Here is a 15,762-nt window from a genome sequence, read left to right as displayed (position 1 = left end):
ACGACCCGTCGGCCCCGTCAGAGTGCGGCGCTCCGCACGACCCACAGCGCCACGAACGCGAACATGCAGCCGGCACACACCAGGTGATCCCGGCAGACGGAGCGCGCCAGCCGGGTCTGCTCGGGCGGATCGTCCGCGCGCCGCCCCAGCCGCACCGCGTCGGGGACCGTTTGCGTCAGCGCGAGCATGATCGGAAGCCCGGCCAGGACGACCGACAGTGCCAGCAGCCACCACGGCTCCGGCCCCAGCGCGGACTGGTAGGTCAACGCCGCCACCAGGATCACCATGACGGCGGCGATCAGCCGATTCATCGGGCGAGACGTGGTGGTGGCGCGATGGTAGTAAGCCGCGATGGAAGCGAGCACCTCCTCGGGCAGATCGGCTGGCGGAGAACGGAATCGGAGCACCTGCACATCGAAGATCAGATCCATCCACAAGACTGCGAGCAGGAATCCGGCGCAGGCCGTGAGCAACGAGGCCATGGCGCTCCTCCATCTCCGTGCCACTGGGAGCACGCGTCGACGTGCACCCATTGTTTCCCAGCCCCACGTCGAAATGGAATCACTTCTGCCACTTGAGTTTCAGCGGCGATCGGGGCGAGCGGGATCAGACAGCTCAAACTCGTCATTCAGGGGCCGCTCGACATCCGTCTGGTCGCCGAACGGATTGTTGTCGGTGGCCCGCCGTACTATTCGAACATGCGATCGAGTGACCATGAGGAGATCGCCGCGGACTATGCCGCGCTGAGCGATGTCGTTTCCCGCATTCTCGGCCACTCCTACCTTCCACCACCCCGAAAAGCTGATGTCGGACGGGGACGAGGACGTCGACCCGCCGTAGCGATCGGACTATTGATCCGCTCCGTGGCCAGCGGGTAGCGTAGTGCTGCCAATTACGACACCGCACGTCGCGTAATTGGGTTACCCCCGTCTCCGAGAGGATCGGCTCGATGCGCAGCGCCTATGCCGGCGATCCCTTCACCACGTCCACGGCGGAGATCGAGGCCGCCCTCGCGGACGTCAGCATCCCGACGCTGTTGCTTTCGCTGGTGCACATCACCGGTGACCCGCGGTTCATCCGCGACTTCAAACAGATGGGCGTCTTCCTCAACGAGATTCAGGGGTTCATGTCCGAGGAGGACAAGGCGCGGGCCCGCGCGGCGGCCCTGCCGGCGATCATCGACTATCGGGACCGCGGTTGCCCAGAGCCAAAGCCCCTGAGCCTCGACCTCATTCGGGAGATGATGGACTGGGCGGCCTGCGAGCACGTGCCCGACGATTACCTGCCGCTGATCCTGGAAGAGATGGACCTCGACGGCGTCGATCCCCGCCGCCCCCATGCCCTGCCGGCCGACGGCGCGGCGGACATGCCGGTCCTCGTCGTCGGCTGCGGCGAATCGGGCATCCTGGCCGGAATCCGGCTCAAGCAGGCAAACATTCCGTTCACCATCGTGGAGAAGAACGCCGGACCGGGCGGAACATGGTGGGAGAACAGCTATCCCGGTGCGCGCGTCGACGTCGCGAACCACTTCTATTGCTACAGCTTCGAACCCAATAACGACTGGACGCATTTCTTCGCCGAACAACACGAACTGCAGGACTACTTCACGAAGGTCATGGCGAAGCACGACCTGGCCGAGCACGTGCTGTGGAACACCGAGGTGCTGGCCGCCGAGTGGGTCGACGACGACGCCACCTGGAGCATCCGGCTGCGCGGCGCCGAGGGCCAGACGAGCACCGTGCGCGCGCGAGCCCTGATCACCGCGGTCGGCCAGCTGAACCGGCCGAACATCCCCCACTTCGACGGCGCCGACAGCTTCGCGGGGCCGTCATTTCACTCCGCCGCCTGGGACCACTCGGTCGACCTGCACGGCAAGCGGGTCGCGCTGATCGGCGCCGGCGCCAGCGGCTTCCAGATCGCCCCCAGCATCGCCCCGGAGGTCGAGCACCTCACCGTGTTCCAGCGGACCGCGCAGTGGATGTTCCCCAACCCGATGTACCACGACGAGGTCGGCGAGGGCATGCGCTGGGCCATGCGCCACCTGCCGTTCTATGGACGGTGGTACCGGTTTCTGGTGCTCTGGCCCGGGTCCGACAAGGGCCTGGACGCCGCGGAAAGCGACCCGAACTACGCCGACCAGGACCACGCCGTCAGCGACATCAACGCCGCCGCCCAGATGATGTTCTCCCAGTGGATCACCAGCCAGGTCGGTGAAGGGGACGAACTGCTGGGCAAGGTGATGCCGGACTATCCCGCCTGCGGCAAACGGACCCTGCAGGACAACGGCAGCTGGCTGCAGACGTTGCGACGCGACAACGTCGACCTGGTGCGCACGCCCATCCGGCGGATCACCCCACACGGCATCGTCACCCAAGACGGCGAGACGCACGAGGCCGACATCATCGTGTACGCCACGGGATTCCGGCACACCGACGTGTTGTGGCCGCTGAAGATCACCGGCCGCGACGGGGTCGACCTGCGCGAGATGTGGGGGAGCCGTCCGTACGCCTACCTCGGCATCACAGTCCCGAAGTTCCCCAACTTGTTCATCATCTACGGGCCCGGGACCCACCTCGCCCACGGTGGCAGCCTGATCTTCCAGTCCGAACTGCAGATGCGCTACATCGACCAGTGCCTGGCGCGGCTGGCCGAAGGGGACGTGCACTCGCTGGAGCCGAAGCCCGACGCCGCCGCCGCGTGGCATGAGCGGACGCAGACCCAGATCAAGAAGATGGTGTGGACGCACCCCGCGGTCAAACACTCCTACTTCAAGAACGCCGACGGGGAGATCCACACCGTCAGTCCGTGGCGCCTCAACGAGTACTGGGCGGCGGTCCGCGAGCCCGATTGGTCCCAATTCGTGGTACGGCAAGGGAAGTGAGCACGCCAGCATGCGCACGGTAGTCGTCGACGGGCCCCGCGCCATCCGGGTGGAAAACCGGCCAGATCCCGCCCTTCCCGGCCCCGACGGAGCGATCGTCCAGGTCACCGCTGCCGGCATCTGCGGTTCCGACCTGCACTTCTACGAGGCCGATTTCCCGATGCCCGAGCCGATTGCGCTGGGACATGAAGCGATCGGCACCGTGGTGGAGGCGGGCCCGCAGGTGCGCACCGTCAAGGTGGGCGACCTCGTCATGGTGTCGTCGGTGACCGGGTGCGGCGCCTGCGCAGGCTGCGCCACCCGCGATCCGGTCTTGTGCCACAACGGGTTCCAGATATTCGGCGGCGGCTTGCTCGGTGGCGCGCAGGCCGATCTGCTGGCCGTGCCCGCCGCCGACTTCCAGCTGCTGAAGATGCCGGAATCGATCAGCACCGAACAGGCGCTGCTGCTCACCGACAACCTCGCCACCGGCTGGGCGGCGGCGCAACGCGCCGACATCCCGTTCGGCGGCACCGTGGCGGTCATCGGCTTGGGCGCTGTCGGACTGTGCTCGCTGCGCAGCGCGCTGTTCCAAGGCGCCGCAACAGTTTTCGCGGTCGATCAGGTGGACGGGCGGCTGGACCGCGCCGCCAAGTGGGGGGCGACACCCCTGAAGGCCCCCGCGGTCGGGGCCATCCTCGACGCCACCGGTGGCCGCGGCGCGGACGCGGTGATCGATGCCGTCGCCACGGACGCCTCCCTGACGGACGCTCTCAATGCGGTGCGAGCGGGCGGTACCGTCTCGGTTGTCGGCGTGCACGACATGAATCCGTTCCCGCTCAACGCCCTGGGCTGCCTGATCCGCAGCATCACCCTGCGGATGACGACCGCGCCCGTGCAGCGCACCTGGCCGGAATTGATCCCGCTGCTGCAGTCCGGGCGGCTGGATGTCGACGGCATCTTCACGACGACGCTGCCGCTGGACGAGGCAGCGAAGGGCTACGCCACGGCGGCGTCTCGGTCGGGCGACGACGTGAAGATCCTGCTTACGCCGTAGCCCGCTACCGGGTGGCCGTTATGTATTGGGACCGCATGAAACTGTCGATCTTGACGTCGACGTCCGGCGGGGTCATTCCGTAGCCGGCCTGCAAGTCGAGCGTGCTGCGGACGGGATCGACCGACCAACCGTGGGCGGCCAGCCGTTCCGCGGGGTCCGTCTGGGGCTCGTAGGTCAGGGCGGAAAAGTCGACGTCGCCGGACATGTTGACGCCGGGATGGGCCGTCTCCAGGGCCTCGAGTTGGTCATGGTCGAGGCGGGAACCCAACGCCCCGATGGCGATTCGGCTGCCGGGCGCGCTGAGTCCGCTGATCCGGGTGAAAAGCGTGTTCTGGGCCTCGTCGGTCAGGTAGGGCAGCACGCCCTCCACCGACCAGGCGCTGGGCCGCTCCACGTCGAAGCCCGCGTCCTCCAGGGCTCTGGACCAGTCGGCGCGCAGGTCGGCCGCGACCTCGACCCGGGGGGCCTTGGGTTTGGCGCCGTGCTGGGCGAGCACGTGGGCCTTGAACTCCAGCACCTTCGGTAGATCGACCTCGAAAATCCTTGTGCCCTGGACCCATTCGAGCCGATACGCGCGGGAGTCCAGACCGGCGGCGACGATCACCGCCTGGCGGATGCCCGCGGCGCCGGCCTCGACGAAGAAGTCGTCGAAGAACCGCGTCTGCACGCCGTAGAGGCGAGGAAAGGCCAGCTCGTCTTCGGAGGTCCCCGGGTTTGCGAGCTTGGCCGCCAAGTAGGGGTCTCGCGACGCTTCGATGAAAACCTTGGCGTAGTCATCCCGGACGAGTGGTCGCGGGCTCAGCGCGTGGAGCGCGCGCCATCCGGCCACCAGCAGGGCGGTGTAACCCACGCTGCTGACGATGTCCCAGTTGTCGTCGTCGGAACGGAGCGACCCAAACTCAGGCGTCGGGCTCATGATCGCCCCTCCCATCAACAATCGGCCCCGGCAAGAGACGTATCCAACGTACCCGTCGGTTCAGAGTTCGAGGAGCACCGTGACGGGACCGTCATTGACCAGTTCGACCTGCATGCTCGCACCGAACACCCCGGTCTGGACCTCGGCGCCCAGCCGCCGCAGCGCGTCGGCGAACGCCGCGACCAGCGGCTCGGCTGCTCCGCCCGGCGCGGCCGCGTTCCACGACGGCCGTCGGCCCTTGGCGGTGTCGGCGTAGAGGGTGAACTGGCTGACCACCAGTATGGGCGCGCCAACGTCGGCCGCCGATCGTTCGTCGTCGAGAATCCGCAAATACCAGAGCTTTTCAGCGAGCCGGCGCGCCCTGTCGAGATCATCGCCGTGGGTGACGCCCACGAAGGCCAACAAGCCCTGACCGGCCGGCCGAATGGCGCCCACCACTGCACCGTCGACCGCCACCGTCGCCGACGTCACCCGCTGCACCAGGACCCGCATGGGCCTTGATGCTGCCAGGCCGGGCCGGAAGAGCTTGGGTAGGCTCGTTGGATGTCTGTGCTCGTGGCGTTCTCCGTCACCCCGATGGGGGTGGGCGAGGGCGTCGGCGAGATCGTCGCCGAAGCGGTTGGGGTGGTCCGCGAATCCGGCCTGCCCAACCGGACGGATTCGATGTTCACCGTCATCGAGGGCGAAACCTGGGAAGAGGTGATGGGGGTCGTACAGCGCGCCGTGGAGGCGGTCGCCGCCCGCGCGCCCCGGGTCAGCACGGTGATCAAGGCGGACTGGCGGGCCGGGGTCAGCGACGCGATCACGCAGAAGGTCGCCACCGTCGAGCGTTACCTCGAAGGCGGCTAACCCAGAACGCCTCGCTCGGCTATGCCTTCTCGCGCTGCCAGTAGGCTCATGCCGGTGAGCGCACGCGCAGGCATCGTCGTCACCGGAACCGAAGTCCTCACCGGACGCGTCCAAGATGCGAACGGTCCCTGGATCGCGGATCGCCTCCTGGAGCTGGGCGTCGAGCTGGCGCACATCACGATCTGCGGCGACCGCGCCAAAGACATCGAGGCGCAGCTGCGCTTCATGGCGGAACAAGGCATGGACCTGATCGTCACCAGCGGCGGCCTGGGCCCGACGGCCGACGACATGACGGTCGAGGTGGTGGCGCGCTTCTGCGGCCGCGACTTGGTGCTGGACGACGAGACCGAGAACAAGATCGCGAACATCCTCAAGAAGCTGATGGCCCGCTTCGAGGGCGTCGACTTCGACGCGGTGCGCGCCGCCAACCGCAAGCAGGCGATGATTCCCGCCGGAGCGCAGGTGCTCGACCCGGTGGGCACCGCGCCCGGTGTGGTCGTCCCCGGCAAGCCGACGGTCATCGTCCTTCCGGGCCCGCCGCGCGAGCTGCAGCCGATGTGGAGCCGGGCCATCGAGACGCCCGCGGCGCAGCAGGCGATCGCCGGCCGAACGCTCTATCGGCAGGAAACCGTGCGAATGTTCGGGCTGCCCGAATCGGGTCTGGCCGAGACGTTGCGCGACGCCGAGACGTCGGTGCCGGGCTTCGAGTCGCTCGAGATCACCACCTGCCTACGGCGGGGCGAGGTCGAGATGGTGACGCGCTACGAGCCGGACGCCGCAGCCAGCTACGCGAAACTGATGCAGCTGGTGCGCGACAAGCACTCTCAGCAGCTCTTCTCCGAGGACGGCTCCACGGTCGACGACCTGGTGGCCCGGGCGCTGGCCGGCCGCCGGATCGCAACGGCCGAATCCTGCACGGCGGGGCTGCTGGCCGCGCGGCTGACCGACCGCCCCGGATCGTCGGACTACGTCGCCGGCGGGGTGGTGTCCTACTCGAACGAGGCGAAGGCGGAGCTGCTCGGCGTTGACCCGGCGCTGATCGAGGCGCACGGAGCGGTGTCCGAGCCGGTGGCCGAGGCGATGGCGGCCGGCGCCATCCGCCGCTTCGGCGCGGACACCGCCGTCGCGATCACCGGCATCGCAGGCCCCGGCGGTGGCACACCCGAAAAACCCGTCGGGACGGTCTGTTTCAACGTGACCCTCATCGACGGCCGCAAGGACACCCGAACCCTGCGGCTGCCCGGCAACCGCTCCGACATCCGGGAGCGCTCGACGACCGTGGCGATGCACCTGCTGCTGCGACTGCTCAGCGCGGCCGACTAGGAGCGACGCCCGATCACGTCATTTCGGTTGGCAGAAACGCGCTTTCGGCGGTGCCGAAGCGGATGCCCGTGGCGTCCTTGCCGATCAGCGTCAGGAACGCGACCGCGATCAGCACCGGCACGATCGTCGCCGCCAGGGCGAAGGGATACCCGTGCGACTCGGCAAGGCGCTCTTGAATGGGTAGGTTGAACGCCGCCAACAGGTTTCCCAACTGGTAGGTGACGCCGGGGTACAGGCCGCGGATCGCGTCCGGCGACATCTCGGTCAGGTGGGCGGGGATTACGCCCCACGCGCCCTGCACGAATAGCTGCATCAGGAATGAACCGAGGCACAGCATCGCCGCCGTGCGCGAGTAGGCGAACAGCGGCACGATCGGCAGGCCGAGCATCGCGCAGAAGATGATGGTGTAGCGGCGGCTGAACCGCTGTGACAGCGTGCCGAAGACAAGCCCGCCGATGATGGCGCCGATGTTGTAGACGATCACGATCAATTTGACGGTAGCGCTGGACAGGCCGGCGCCGTGGTTGGCGGTCGAGGTCAGGAAGGTCGGGTAGACGTCCTGGGTGCCGTGGCTCATCCAGTTGAATGCCGTCATCAGCAGCACCAGGTAGAAGAATCGGCGGATGATCGCCCCGTCGCGCAGCACGTCGCGGATCCTGGTGCTGGTCAGTTTCATCTGATCCTGCGCGGCTTCCCAGACCTCGGACTCCTCCACGCGGTAACGGATGATCAGGCTGACCAGAGCGGGGACGATACTCAGCGCGAACAGCCACCGCCACGACAACCCGAGCCAGTTCATCACCACCAGCGAGGCGACGCTCGCCAGCAGGTAGCCGAACGCGTAGCCCTCCTGGAGCAACCCGGAAAAGAAGCCTCGTCGCTCGACGGGAACCTTTTCCATCGCCAGCGCGGCGCCCAGGCCCCACTCACCGCCCATGCCGATGCCATAGAGCAGCCGCAGGATCACCAGCACGGTGAAGTTGGGTGCGAACGCGCACAGGAAGCCCACCACGGAGTAGAACATCACGTCCACCATCAGCGGGAGCCGGCGCCCGACACGGTCGGCCCACAACCCGAACAGCAGCGCGCCGACGGGACGCATGATCAGGGTGGCGGTGGTGACGAAGGCGACCTCTGCCTTGCTGTGGTGAAAGGTCTTGGCGATGTCGGCGTAGACGAGCACGACGATGAAGTAGTCGAAGGCGTCCATCGTCCAGCCCAGCAACGCCGCGACGAACGAGTTCCGCTGATCGGCGGTCAGCTTGTTTCGAGGACTTTGTGTTGTCACGTTGAGCATCGTGGCCTACCGGGCGCGCGATGGCGAGTCTTTCTGCCCGCGTGCCACGACGGCGGGTTTCACACCGCGCTCATCCCACCAACCTCCGCAGCCCTTGCCGATAGGCGTAGAGGCTGTGGCGCCATAGTGCGCCGGGACCGCCGCTGTTGATGTAGATCGCGGCGCCGACGTGCTCGTAGGGGCACGGCGGTAGCAGCGGAATGAGATCCGAATAGTTCACCACGCGGTCGCAGAGCCGTTTCCACATGCAATCCGCGAGAGTAAGTTCCGGATACATGCGCATCATCGACGCCGACGGACACGTCGCCGAGAATCCCTCGCTGGCGATCGAAGCGATCAAACGCTGGCCGCAGTACGTCAAGCCCAGCACCGACGGGCGGATGCGGTTGACGTTCGAAGGCCGCAACTACCCGGAGGACCGGGGCCCGGGTGCGGGGTGTCCGCCGGAGCACGGCATCAGCGATGCGCCCGACATCAACTGTCGATCCACCGAGGGCGTGCTGGGCGACGCCGACCGCGACCACATCGACACGATGGTGCTGTACCCGAGCCTCGGCCTGTGCGCGCCCACCCTCGAGGATCCCGAGTTCGCCGCCGGGTTCGCCCGGCTCTACAACCAGTGGATCGCGGATTACTGCGCACCGTCGGGTGGACGGTTGCGGGGCGTCGCCGTGACCCCGATCGAGCATGGCCAGGCGGCGATCGACGTCATGACCGAAGCGAAAGACCTTGGGCTGGTGGCGACCCTGGTGCCGCCGGCGCTCAAGACGCGAAACCTCGACCACCCCGACCTCGACCCCTTCTACGCCGCGGCGGTGGATCTGGAGATGCCGTTGGGCATCCACGGCGCCCCGGGCATTCACCTGCCGAAGATCGGCGTGGACCGGTTCACCAATTACATTCAGGTGCATTGCATCAGTTTTCCGTTCGACCAGATGACGGCGATGACGGCGTTGGTGTCCGGCGGTGTCTTCGAGCGCCACCCGCAGTTGCGCGTCGCCTTCCTCGAGGCCGGCGCGGGGTGGGTCCCGTTCTTCATGGATCGCCTGCACGAGCACTACGAGAAGCGAGGCGACTGGGTCGAACGCGGCTGGCGCCGCGATCCGCACGAATATCTGGCCGCGGGCAATATCTGGGTGACGTGCGAGCCGGAGGAGCCCATCCTGCCCGGGGTGATCGACGTGCTAGGCGCCGACTTCATCATGTTCGCCAGCGACTACCCGCACTGGGACGGCGAATGGCCGGAAAGCACCAAGCACCTGCGGACCCGCCCGGACATCAGCGACGAGGCGCGCGAAAAAATTGGTGGGCTGAACGCGCAGCGCTTCTACAACCTGAATTAGGTTCTGCTGGTTGGCGACTGGCAACCAGCGACCGTTGGCTCAATGATGGTCGCGGATGTACCGCGTTGTCGCCGGCCTCCCGCACAAACGTCGTGTCAAGCGACCCGATAGCCTCGGACGATACGGAAATTTGCGTCGAGACGAGGTTCTGCATGGCTGACAAGTGGTTCTCCGACATCAGCGCGCCGGGACAATTGACCCTTGCGGACGTCTGCGACCAGATCGAGGAGAAAATCCATCTCAATGCGGACAACCAGAGACCCCCGCAGGAGTTTCCCGACTGGGAGTCCTGTGTGGCGGATCGGGACGCCACCATTGCCAAGTTGAGCGCCGCCGTCGTCAACCTCTGCCAGATGGTGAAGCACTTGGCGTCGCAGCGCGGTGACGCTTAGCGCGGCGGTGAGCTGAACGGCTGCCGTTCTCGCACCGGTGGTGAGAGGATCGTGGGCATGGGCCCCTTTCTGCTTCGCGCCGCACTGACCGGTTTCGCCTTGTGGCTGGTGACGAAATTCGTGCACGGGATCACGTTCGTCGGCGGTGACACGAAGCTTCAGCGGGTCGGCATCATCTTCGTCGTCGCCGTCATCTTCGGTTTGGTCAACGCGTTCATCAAGCCGATCGTCCAGATTCTGTCCATCCCGCTCTACATCCTCACCCTTGGGTTGTTCCACATCGTCGTCAACGCGCTGATGTTGTGGCTCACCGCCCGCATCACCGAGCACACCACGCACTGGGGTCTGCAGATCGATCACTTCTGGTGGACGGCGATCTGGGCGGCGATCGTGTTGTCCATCGTGAGCTGGCTGCTGTCGCTGGTGATTCGCGACGTGGGCCGCCGCACCCGGGCCTGAGGGCTCAGCGGCCCTGCCAGCGCGGTGGTCGTTTTTCGGCGAAGGCGCGCGGCCCCTCCTTGGCGTCCTGCGTCTCGAAAATGCGGTCGCTGTGCCGGGTTTCGTTGTCATACGCCGACTCGAGGTCGAGCGCCAACCCCTCGACGGCGGACTGCTTCGTCGCGTACACCGCCAGCGGTGCGTTCGCCGCGATGCGCTCGGCGTAGTCGTACGCGGTGTCCATCAGCCGCTCCGGCGGCACCACCCGATTGATCAGCCCCATCGCCAGGGCGCGGTCCGCGTCCACCATGTCGGCGGTCAGCAGCAGTTCCATCGCCAACGGGTAGGGCATTTGCCGCGGCAGTCGCACGGTGCTACCGCCGCCGGCGAAGAGGCCACGCTTGGGCTCCATCACCGCGAATCGCGCGGCGGGTACTGCGATCCGGATGTCGGTGGAGCTCAGCATCTCGAAGCCGCCCGCGACGCAGGTGCCATTGATCGCGGCGACGATCGGCTTGTAGACGGGAAACCGGTGCAGGACGGCGTGAATGGCGTCTTCCTTGTTCCACCCTTCCGGCTGCGGTAGTTCGCCCGTGAGTTCGGGAATGAACTTTTTCAGGTCCGCGCCCGTGCAAAAGTCTTGCCCCACCCCGGTAATCACCGCCACCCACGCGTCGGCGTCGTCGCGGAACGCCTCCCACGCGTGGGCCAGGTCGCGGAAATGCGCCATGTCCAGCGAGTTGCGCGTCTCGGGGCGGTTGATCGTGATGGTGGCGATGTGCGCGTCCAGCGCGTAGTCGATGCTCACTGCGCCGCCTGGCCGGCCAGCCGGACCACGTCGCGCGCGCAACCCCACGACAAGGTCACGCCGTTGCCGCCGTGGCCGTAGTTGTGGATGCACCAAGCCTCGCCGTGGACACCATCCAGCGGCTCGCCCTCCACCCGCACCGTGGGACGGTCGGGGCGCAGCGCGGTGATGATCTCTATCACCTGTGCTTCGGCCAGGCGGGGCTCGATCTGCCTGCAGCGCTGCAGGATTCGCTCGGTCACATCGGGATCCGCGGCGGTGTCCCAGCGCCCGGCGACGCTGATGCCGCCGCACACCACCCGCTGAGGATGGGGGAAATAGCAGGTCCATTCCGGGCCGCCGTCGAACTCCAGAAACAGTTGGCGCAGACCGGGATTGGTGAGCACCACGTGCTGGCCGAACAGTGGGCGCACGCTGTCGTCACCGCTCAGTCGTCCCGCGGCGAGGCCGGTGCAGTTGACCACGATCGGCGCGGCGTCGGCGGCCTCGGCCAGCGACCGCACCGGATGCACCTCGATGTCGCAGCCGGCCGCGGCCAGTCGCCGGGTCAGGTAGTCGAGATAGTGCGGCATGTCGATCATCGGCAGCGTGGCTCGAAAGCCGTTGCCGAAGCCGTCCGGGAGGTCGGCCGGATCGGCCGGCCGCAGGTCGGGGATCAGCGCCGCCGCGGACGACATCGCCTCCGTGGCCGTCAATTCACCGACGGCCATCGCCGGGGCCAGTTGGACGCCGGAGCCGGGATCGTCGGCGAGTTCGCTGAACACCCGCAGCGAGTGCGCGGTCCACGCCAGGGTGTCGCCGGCCCGCTCCGCGGGCCGCGGCGGCAGCCACACCGCGCCCGCCACTTTCGACGTCGTCTGCTGCGGCGGGGCGGCCGTCCAGACTCGCACCGGCCAGCCGGCCTCGGCCAGGCACACGGCCGACGTCAGCCCGCTTACTCCCGCACCGACGACGACGATCTGTTGCGCATTGGCCACGGCGCCACCGTAACGAAACCGGGCGAAATCGCGTCAGCGCTCGTCAGGAATGGGGAGGCTGCTGCCCCCCCTGACCGCCGAGCAACCCGTTGAGGATCCCGAGCGTGCCCTGCACGCTGCCGGGCGCTGCGGTGGGGGGCAGGGCGGCGTCCGGGGTCAGCTGCCAGGGTTGACAACCCGAGGTCTTGAACGCCTTGTCGGTCGGGTCGATCTGCACCACCTGTGGCTTCTTGCTCATCGCGTTGTCGATGATGTTGCCGTCGGGGTTGCCCGTCCGCTTCCAGTAGCAGGTGCCGTTGTTGACGGGGCCGCCCGAGCTGTAGATGCCGGGGGCGATGTCGGAGCCGACGTTGTAGATGCCGTCCTTATCGATCGTCGTCTTCGGTCCCGGTGCCGGTGTGGCGGCGGGTGAGGCTCCGGGGGAGGCCGCGGGTGAGGGCGCCGACGAGGCGGCCGGCGCGGGCGCCGGCGAGGCAGATGATGGAGGCGGGCCCGGTGGGGGCCCCTGCGAGGCTGCCGGCGACGGTGACGGCGCAGGCGTCTGGTCCGGGTCGGCCCCCGCGAACCCCGCCGAGGCGGTCCAACCCGCGATCATCAGTCCCGCGACGGCCAACCGTGCCGCGGTAGGAACACCAGCCTCAAACCCCATAGCACGCCAGCGTACCGGGGCGGGCACCGTAAATCACACAATGCGGCATACGCCGGTCGCTCCCGTCGGGCACGTTAGCCCTGGTCGGAACCTTTAAGTCAGGCGCCGAACGCGGCCGGCATAGCCGAGCGCATGCTCGTACGTCTTGAGGTTGTCGCGAGAAATCCGCGCGTGCACGGGCCGTTCGAGAAGGAACCGCAGCACCGGGTTGTAGGCGTGGTAGGTCTCGTGGAAGGTCAGCACGGTGGTCCCGTCCGGCTGCTCGTCGAGCCGGTGGTAGCCCTCGGCCCGGGACCAGAGCGGCGCGCCGACGGCAACGTACCGCGACAGCTTGTTCTTCTCGGCCTCCGTGACGGTTTCCCACGACCGTGCCCGGCCGCCCGACAGCAGGTACTTGGGCACCTCGTAGACGCAGGTGCGGACCAGGCCCTCGCCGGCCTCGTTGCCCTCGTTGAGGATCTCCATGCTGCCGCCGGGCCACTCGAGGACGCGCGGCCGCGGCGCGTCGGGCGGGGCGGGCGGATGCAGCACCCGCCACACCTTCGCCGGTGGCGCGTCGACGTGAAACCGCACGGTGTAGGACTGCATCAGCCCCAGCCGTCCCAGAACGTGACGGTCTCGGCGGGCGGGCGCGCGGCGGGCCGGAAGTCGGTGCCGATGGTGTAGGCCACCGGGAACAACGCGGCCTGGGTGACCGTGTCGGGGATGCCGAGCAGCTCGGCGACCTCCCGCTCCTTGGCCAGGTGCATCGTCGTCCACACCGAGCCCAGCCCCCGGGACCGCAGGGCGAGCAGGAAGCTCCAGCCCGCCGGGATGATCGACGCCCAGGCCGACGCGGCGACCAGCAGGTTGGAGTTGTCGATGCGGTTGGCCAGGCAGGGGATCACATGCACGGGAACCTTGCCCAGCGTGTCGGTCAGGGCGAACGCGCTGGCGTACACCCGCCGGGTCTGGGGGTCCGACGCCTCCTTGGCGGCGTGCGCCAGATACTCGGCACCGACGCTGCGGTAGATCTCGGCGATCGCGGCGCGCTTGTCGGCATCGGTGATCACCAGCCACCGCCAGTCCTGCGTGTTGCTCGCGGTGGGCGCCTGCATCGCGAGCCGGATGCATTCGAGGATCACGTCGCGGCCGACCGGGCGGTCGAGGTCGAGGCGCTTGCGCACCGACCGCGTCGTCGTCAGCAGTTCGTCGACCGTGGCCAGGTCCATCCGGTGTTCCTCACTAGAGATCGATTGCGCAGGACTGATCGACACCCAACACGGTCAACGACCGGCCCAGGCCGAGAAACACCGCGACGCAGAGGGTCAGGTCGAGGATCTCGGCGTCGGAGAAGGACTCCCGCAGCCGCTCGAAGAAGCCGTCGTCCAGGGAGGCGTGGTCTGTGGCGAAGCGCTCGGCGAATTCGATCGCGAGCCGCTGGCGCGGCGTGTAGCCGGGGTAGCTCGCGTACGCGGCGACGTTGTCGTAGAGCTCCGCTGCGACGCCGGCGTCCAGCACCGACTGCGCCCGGAATCCGGAGCAGGCGACGCAGTCGTTGATCTGCGCGATCCGCATCCTGGCCAGCTCGCGCTCGTCGGCGGGCAACACGCTCTGCTGATAGGCGCCCCGGATCATCCGCTCCACCATGTCGCCGAGTTGCGGCCGCAGCGTCCAGATCATCGCGGCTTCGCCGCCCGGGCCATCCGGCACGGTGAGACGGGCCATCGGCGACTCCTGCCCGGTGAGGTAGTTACTGAGTCGAGCAAACCAGTTCGCCCCCCGGCTGTCCAGGGTGCCGCAAAACCGCCCATGGACACGACAACTCCACGGCGTTAGCGTCCGTTGGACGGGGCGCTCACGGCCGAGCGCGCCCGGTGGGAGGTCTCGGCATGCTGTTCATGCACGAGGTGCACAAGGTCCGCGGCCGCTGCGAAGACGACTTCGAGGCCGCCTTCCGGCGGGGCTGGCTGCCCATGCTCGCCGCCGGCGATGACGCCCGGTTGCTCTGGTACGCCGACCACGCCCAGGGCAGCGGCCCGTCCTACACCGTCGTGACCGTCACCGCGGTCCGCGACGGCGCCGCGTGGGAGCGCCTGGCGCTGCGGGTGCAACAGGGCGATCTGCGGGGCTGGATGCGCGAGCTGGACGAACTGCGCTACGACGTCGAGGCCAAGCTGATGGCACCACTGCCGTGGTCGCCGCTGCGGGAGCTGCCACTGGGGGAGGTGCCGGTCGACGGTCAGGAGCACGAACTCAGCCTCTACATGGAAGACACCATGTGGCCCTTCCCGGGCAAGTTCGAGGAATACATCGAGCGCAGCGGTGACGTGTACGCCCAAAGCCTGGACCGGCCGTCGTCAATGCTGTTGATCCAGGCGGCTTTTCAGCTCGCACTGGGCAGCCACTTGCATCGCGAGGTCGTCCTGATGCAGCGCATCGAGCGGCCCGAACGGCTTCTGGCGCTGCTGCAGACCCGCATTCCCGCCGAACACCGGGCGCCGGGCACCTGGCTGCACGACGCCCTCGACCTGCGAGACCAGTGGACCAGCCGCCTGCTGCGCACCTCCGCGTGGTCACCCCTGTACTGAGCCGCGCGCATGAATATCGGAACAATGCTCGAGGCCGCCGAGGCGGCTGACCCCGCTCGCGTGGCGCTCATCATCGATGGGGCCGCGATCGGTTACGGCGAGCTGGCCGCGACCGTGCGCCGCTGCGCCGCCGGCCTGGCCGACCGCGGTGTGGTGGCCGGCCAACGCGTCGCCGTGGTCGACGGCGGAAGCCTGCTCTCGATCGCGGCCGTGCTCGGGGCGGCCCGCATCGGCGCCGCGGCCGCGCTGATGAATCCGGCGCTGACGCCACCCGAGCTCCGCG

The 15,762-nt window shown here is 67.9% G+C and carries 20 protein-coding genes; 9 read left to right on the top strand and 11 right to left on the bottom strand.

Annotated elements, in window-relative coordinates; all coding sequences use genetic code 11:
* Positions 1-17 precede the first annotated feature (17 nt).
* The gene (locus A5704_RS18280) at positions 18-482 is read right to left on the bottom strand and encodes a hypothetical protein (RefSeq protein ID WP_067750065.1); all 465 of its coding nucleotides are present in this window, start codon (positions 480-482) and stop codon (positions 18-20) included.
* 467 nt (positions 483-949) lie between these two features.
* Here A5704_RS18280 and A5704_RS18275 point away from each other — a divergent pair, with 467 nt between their 5' ends.
* Together A5704_RS18275 and A5704_RS18270 are read left to right on the top strand one after the other, a co-directional pair.
* Complete coding sequence (locus A5704_RS18275) at positions 950-2,881, top strand: NAD(P)/FAD-dependent oxidoreductase (protein ID WP_067890322.1); 1,932 nt, start codon at positions 950-952, stop codon at positions 2,879-2,881.
* A gap of 10 nt (positions 2,882-2,891) precedes the next feature.
* Positions 2,892-3,917, top strand: coding sequence for an alcohol dehydrogenase catalytic domain-containing protein (locus A5704_RS18270; protein ID WP_067890319.1), 1,026 nt, complete (start codon positions 2,892-2,894; stop codon positions 3,915-3,917).
* Between the two features lie 4 nt (positions 3,918-3,921).
* On the opposite strand, the gene A5704_RS18265 is transcribed toward A5704_RS18270, so the two are convergent.
* Both A5704_RS18265 and dtd read right to left on the bottom strand, forming a co-directional pair.
* On the bottom strand, positions 3,922-4,833 hold the full coding sequence (locus A5704_RS18265) for a class I SAM-dependent methyltransferase (RefSeq protein ID WP_067750075.1): 912 nt from the start codon (positions 4,831-4,833) through the stop codon (positions 3,922-3,924).
* A 60-nt stretch (positions 4,834-4,893) separates the two neighbouring features.
* Positions 4,894-5,325, bottom strand: coding sequence for a D-aminoacyl-tRNA deacylase (dtd, locus tag A5704_RS18260; protein ID WP_067750077.1), 432 nt, complete (start codon positions 5,323-5,325; stop codon positions 4,894-4,896).
* Positions 5,326-5,376: 51 nt separating this feature from the next.
* Here dtd and A5704_RS18255 point away from each other — a divergent pair, with 51 nt between their 5' ends.
* Positions 5,377-5,682 (top strand): MTH1187 family thiamine-binding protein, encoded by a 306-nt coding sequence (locus A5704_RS18255; RefSeq protein WP_067890316.1) that lies wholly within the window; start codon positions 5,377-5,379, stop codon positions 5,680-5,682.
* A gap of 48 nt (positions 5,683-5,730) precedes the next feature.
* Entirely contained in the window at positions 5,731-7,005 is a 1,275-nt protein-coding gene (locus A5704_RS18250; RefSeq protein WP_067890313.1) for a competence/damage-inducible protein A, read from the top strand.
* 13 nt (positions 7,006-7,018) lie between these two features.
* Here A5704_RS18250 and A5704_RS18245 read toward each other — a convergent pair whose 3' ends face one another.
* Both A5704_RS18245 and A5704_RS18240 read right to left on the bottom strand, forming a co-directional pair.
* Positions 7,019-8,302: a sialate:H+ symport family MFS transporter gene (locus tag A5704_RS18245; RefSeq protein ID WP_156669960.1), complete on the bottom strand. Its 1,284-nt coding sequence runs from the start codon at positions 8,300-8,302 to the stop codon at positions 7,019-7,021.
* A 70-nt stretch (positions 8,303-8,372) separates the two neighbouring features.
* Positions 8,373-8,549, bottom strand: a complete 177-nt coding sequence (locus A5704_RS18240; protein WP_156675525.1) for a hypothetical protein — start codon at positions 8,547-8,549, stop codon at positions 8,373-8,375.
* A 28-nt stretch (positions 8,550-8,577) separates the two neighbouring features.
* Between A5704_RS18240 and A5704_RS18235 the strand changes: the two genes are divergently transcribed.
* The 3 genes from A5704_RS18235 (at position 8,578) to A5704_RS18225 (ending at position 10,496) form a co-directional block, all read left to right on the top strand.
* Complete coding sequence (locus tag A5704_RS18235) at positions 8,578-9,645, top strand: amidohydrolase family protein (protein ID WP_067890310.1); 1,068 nt, start codon at positions 8,578-8,580, stop codon at positions 9,643-9,645.
* 152 nt (positions 9,646-9,797) lie between these two features.
* A complete protein-coding gene (locus tag A5704_RS18230; protein ID WP_067778451.1) occupies positions 9,798-10,037 on the top strand; it encodes a hypothetical protein in 240 nt (79 codons plus the stop codon).
* A gap of 57 nt (positions 10,038-10,094) precedes the next feature.
* Positions 10,095-10,496, top strand: coding sequence for a phage holin family protein (locus tag A5704_RS18225; RefSeq protein WP_067890306.1), 402 nt, complete (start codon positions 10,095-10,097; stop codon positions 10,494-10,496).
* Positions 10,497-10,500: 4 nt separating this feature from the next.
* On the opposite strand, the gene A5704_RS18220 is transcribed toward A5704_RS18225, so the two are convergent.
* The 6 genes from A5704_RS18220 to A5704_RS18195 form a co-directional block, all read right to left on the bottom strand.
* On the bottom strand, positions 10,501-11,283 hold the full coding sequence (locus tag A5704_RS18220; RefSeq protein WP_067750087.1) for an enoyl-CoA hydratase/isomerase family protein: 783 nt from the start codon (positions 11,281-11,283) through the stop codon (positions 10,501-10,503).
* The gene (locus A5704_RS18215; RefSeq protein ID WP_067890302.1) at positions 11,280-12,260 is read right to left on the bottom strand and encodes an FAD-dependent oxidoreductase; all 981 of its coding nucleotides are present in this window, start codon (positions 12,258-12,260) and stop codon (positions 11,280-11,282) included. Before A5704_RS18215 ends, A5704_RS18220 begins: the two co-directional genes overlap by 4 nt.
* Positions 12,261-12,303: 43 nt before the next feature.
* On the bottom strand, positions 12,304-12,873 hold the full coding sequence (locus A5704_RS18210) for a hypothetical protein (protein ID WP_231969174.1): 570 nt from the start codon (positions 12,871-12,873) through the stop codon (positions 12,304-12,306).
* A gap of 129 nt (positions 12,874-13,002) precedes the next feature.
* A complete protein-coding gene (locus A5704_RS18205) occupies positions 13,003-13,497 on the bottom strand; it encodes an SRPBCC family protein (protein WP_067750091.1) in 495 nt (164 codons plus the stop codon).
* Positions 13,497-14,120 carry a nitroreductase family protein gene (locus A5704_RS18200; RefSeq protein WP_067750093.1) on the bottom strand — a complete coding sequence of 208 codons (624 nt, stop codon included), beginning with the start codon at positions 14,118-14,120 and terminating at the stop codon, positions 13,497-13,499. The genes A5704_RS18205 and A5704_RS18200 overlap by 1 nt, the downstream gene beginning before the upstream one ends.
* A gap of 13 nt (positions 14,121-14,133) precedes the next feature.
* Positions 14,134-14,616 carry a carboxymuconolactone decarboxylase family protein gene (locus A5704_RS18195; RefSeq protein WP_067784926.1) on the bottom strand — a complete coding sequence of 161 codons (483 nt, stop codon included), beginning with the start codon at positions 14,614-14,616 and terminating at the stop codon, positions 14,134-14,136.
* 164 nt (positions 14,617-14,780) lie between these two features.
* Between A5704_RS18195 and A5704_RS18190 the strand changes: the two genes are divergently transcribed.
* A complete protein-coding gene (locus tag A5704_RS18190; protein WP_067890299.1) occupies positions 14,781-15,479 on the top strand; it encodes a hypothetical protein in 699 nt (232 codons plus the stop codon).
* A 9-nt stretch (positions 15,480-15,488) separates the two neighbouring features.
* Positions 15,489-15,762 (top strand): AMP-binding protein (locus tag A5704_RS18185; RefSeq protein WP_156737699.1); only part of this gene is annotated, 274 nt, incomplete at its 3' end.

It is taken from the genome of Mycobacterium sp. E735 (assembly GCF_001666955.1).
In the GTDB taxonomy this organism is placed as follows: Bacteria; Actinomycetota; Actinomycetes; order Mycobacteriales; family Mycobacteriaceae; genus Mycobacterium.
Note: the sequence above shows the minus strand (reverse complement) of the source record. Positions and strands in the feature narration are given on the sequence as shown.

Excerpts from the sequence above, each read along its gene's own strand:
- A5704_RS18280 (WP_067750065.1), bottom strand. The coding sequence starts at position 482 with ATGGCCTCGTTGCTCACGGCCTGCGCCGGATTCCTGCTCGCAGTCTTG.
- A5704_RS18275 (WP_067890322.1), top strand. The coding sequence starts at position 950 with ATGCGCAGCGCCTATGCCGGCGATCCCTTCACCACGTCCACGGCGGAG.
- A5704_RS18270 (WP_067890319.1), top strand. The coding sequence starts at position 2,892 with ATGCGCACGGTAGTCGTCGACGGGCCCCGCGCCATCCGGGTGGAAAAC.
- A5704_RS18265 (WP_067750075.1), bottom strand. The coding sequence starts at position 4,833 with ATGAGCCCGACGCCTGAGTTTGGGTCGCTCCGTTCCGACGACGACAAC.
- dtd (WP_067750077.1), bottom strand. The coding sequence starts at position 5,325 with ATGCGGGTCCTGGTGCAGCGGGTGACGTCGGCGACGGTGGCGGTCGAC.
- A5704_RS18255 (WP_067890316.1), top strand. The coding sequence starts at position 5,377 with ATGTCTGTGCTCGTGGCGTTCTCCGTCACCCCGATGGGGGTGGGCGAG.
- A5704_RS18250 (WP_067890313.1), top strand. The coding sequence starts at position 5,731 with ATGCCGGTGAGCGCACGCGCAGGCATCGTCGTCACCGGAACCGAAGTC.
- A5704_RS18245 (WP_156669960.1), bottom strand. The coding sequence starts at position 8,302 with ATGCTCAACGTGACAACACAAAGTCCTCGAAACAAGCTGACCGCCGAT.
- A5704_RS18240 (WP_156675525.1), bottom strand. The coding sequence starts at position 8,549 with ATGTGGAAACGGCTCTGCGACCGCGTGGTGAACTATTCGGATCTCATT.
- A5704_RS18235 (WP_067890310.1), top strand. The coding sequence starts at position 8,578 with ATGCGCATCATCGACGCCGACGGACACGTCGCCGAGAATCCCTCGCTG.
- A5704_RS18230 (WP_067778451.1), top strand. The coding sequence starts at position 9,798 with ATGGCTGACAAGTGGTTCTCCGACATCAGCGCGCCGGGACAATTGACC.
- A5704_RS18225 (WP_067890306.1), top strand. The coding sequence starts at position 10,095 with ATGGGCCCCTTTCTGCTTCGCGCCGCACTGACCGGTTTCGCCTTGTGG.
- A5704_RS18205 (WP_067750091.1), bottom strand. The coding sequence starts at position 13,497 with ATGCAGTCCTACACCGTGCGGTTTCACGTCGACGCGCCACCGGCGAAG.
- A5704_RS18200 (WP_067750093.1), bottom strand. The coding sequence starts at position 14,120 with ATGGACCTGGCCACGGTCGACGAACTGCTGACGACGACGCGGTCGGTG.
- A5704_RS18195 (WP_067784926.1), bottom strand. The coding sequence starts at position 14,616 with ATGGCCCGTCTCACCGTGCCGGATGGCCCGGGCGGCGAAGCCGCGATG.
- A5704_RS18190 (WP_067890299.1), top strand. The coding sequence starts at position 14,781 with ATGCTGTTCATGCACGAGGTGCACAAGGTCCGCGGCCGCTGCGAAGAC.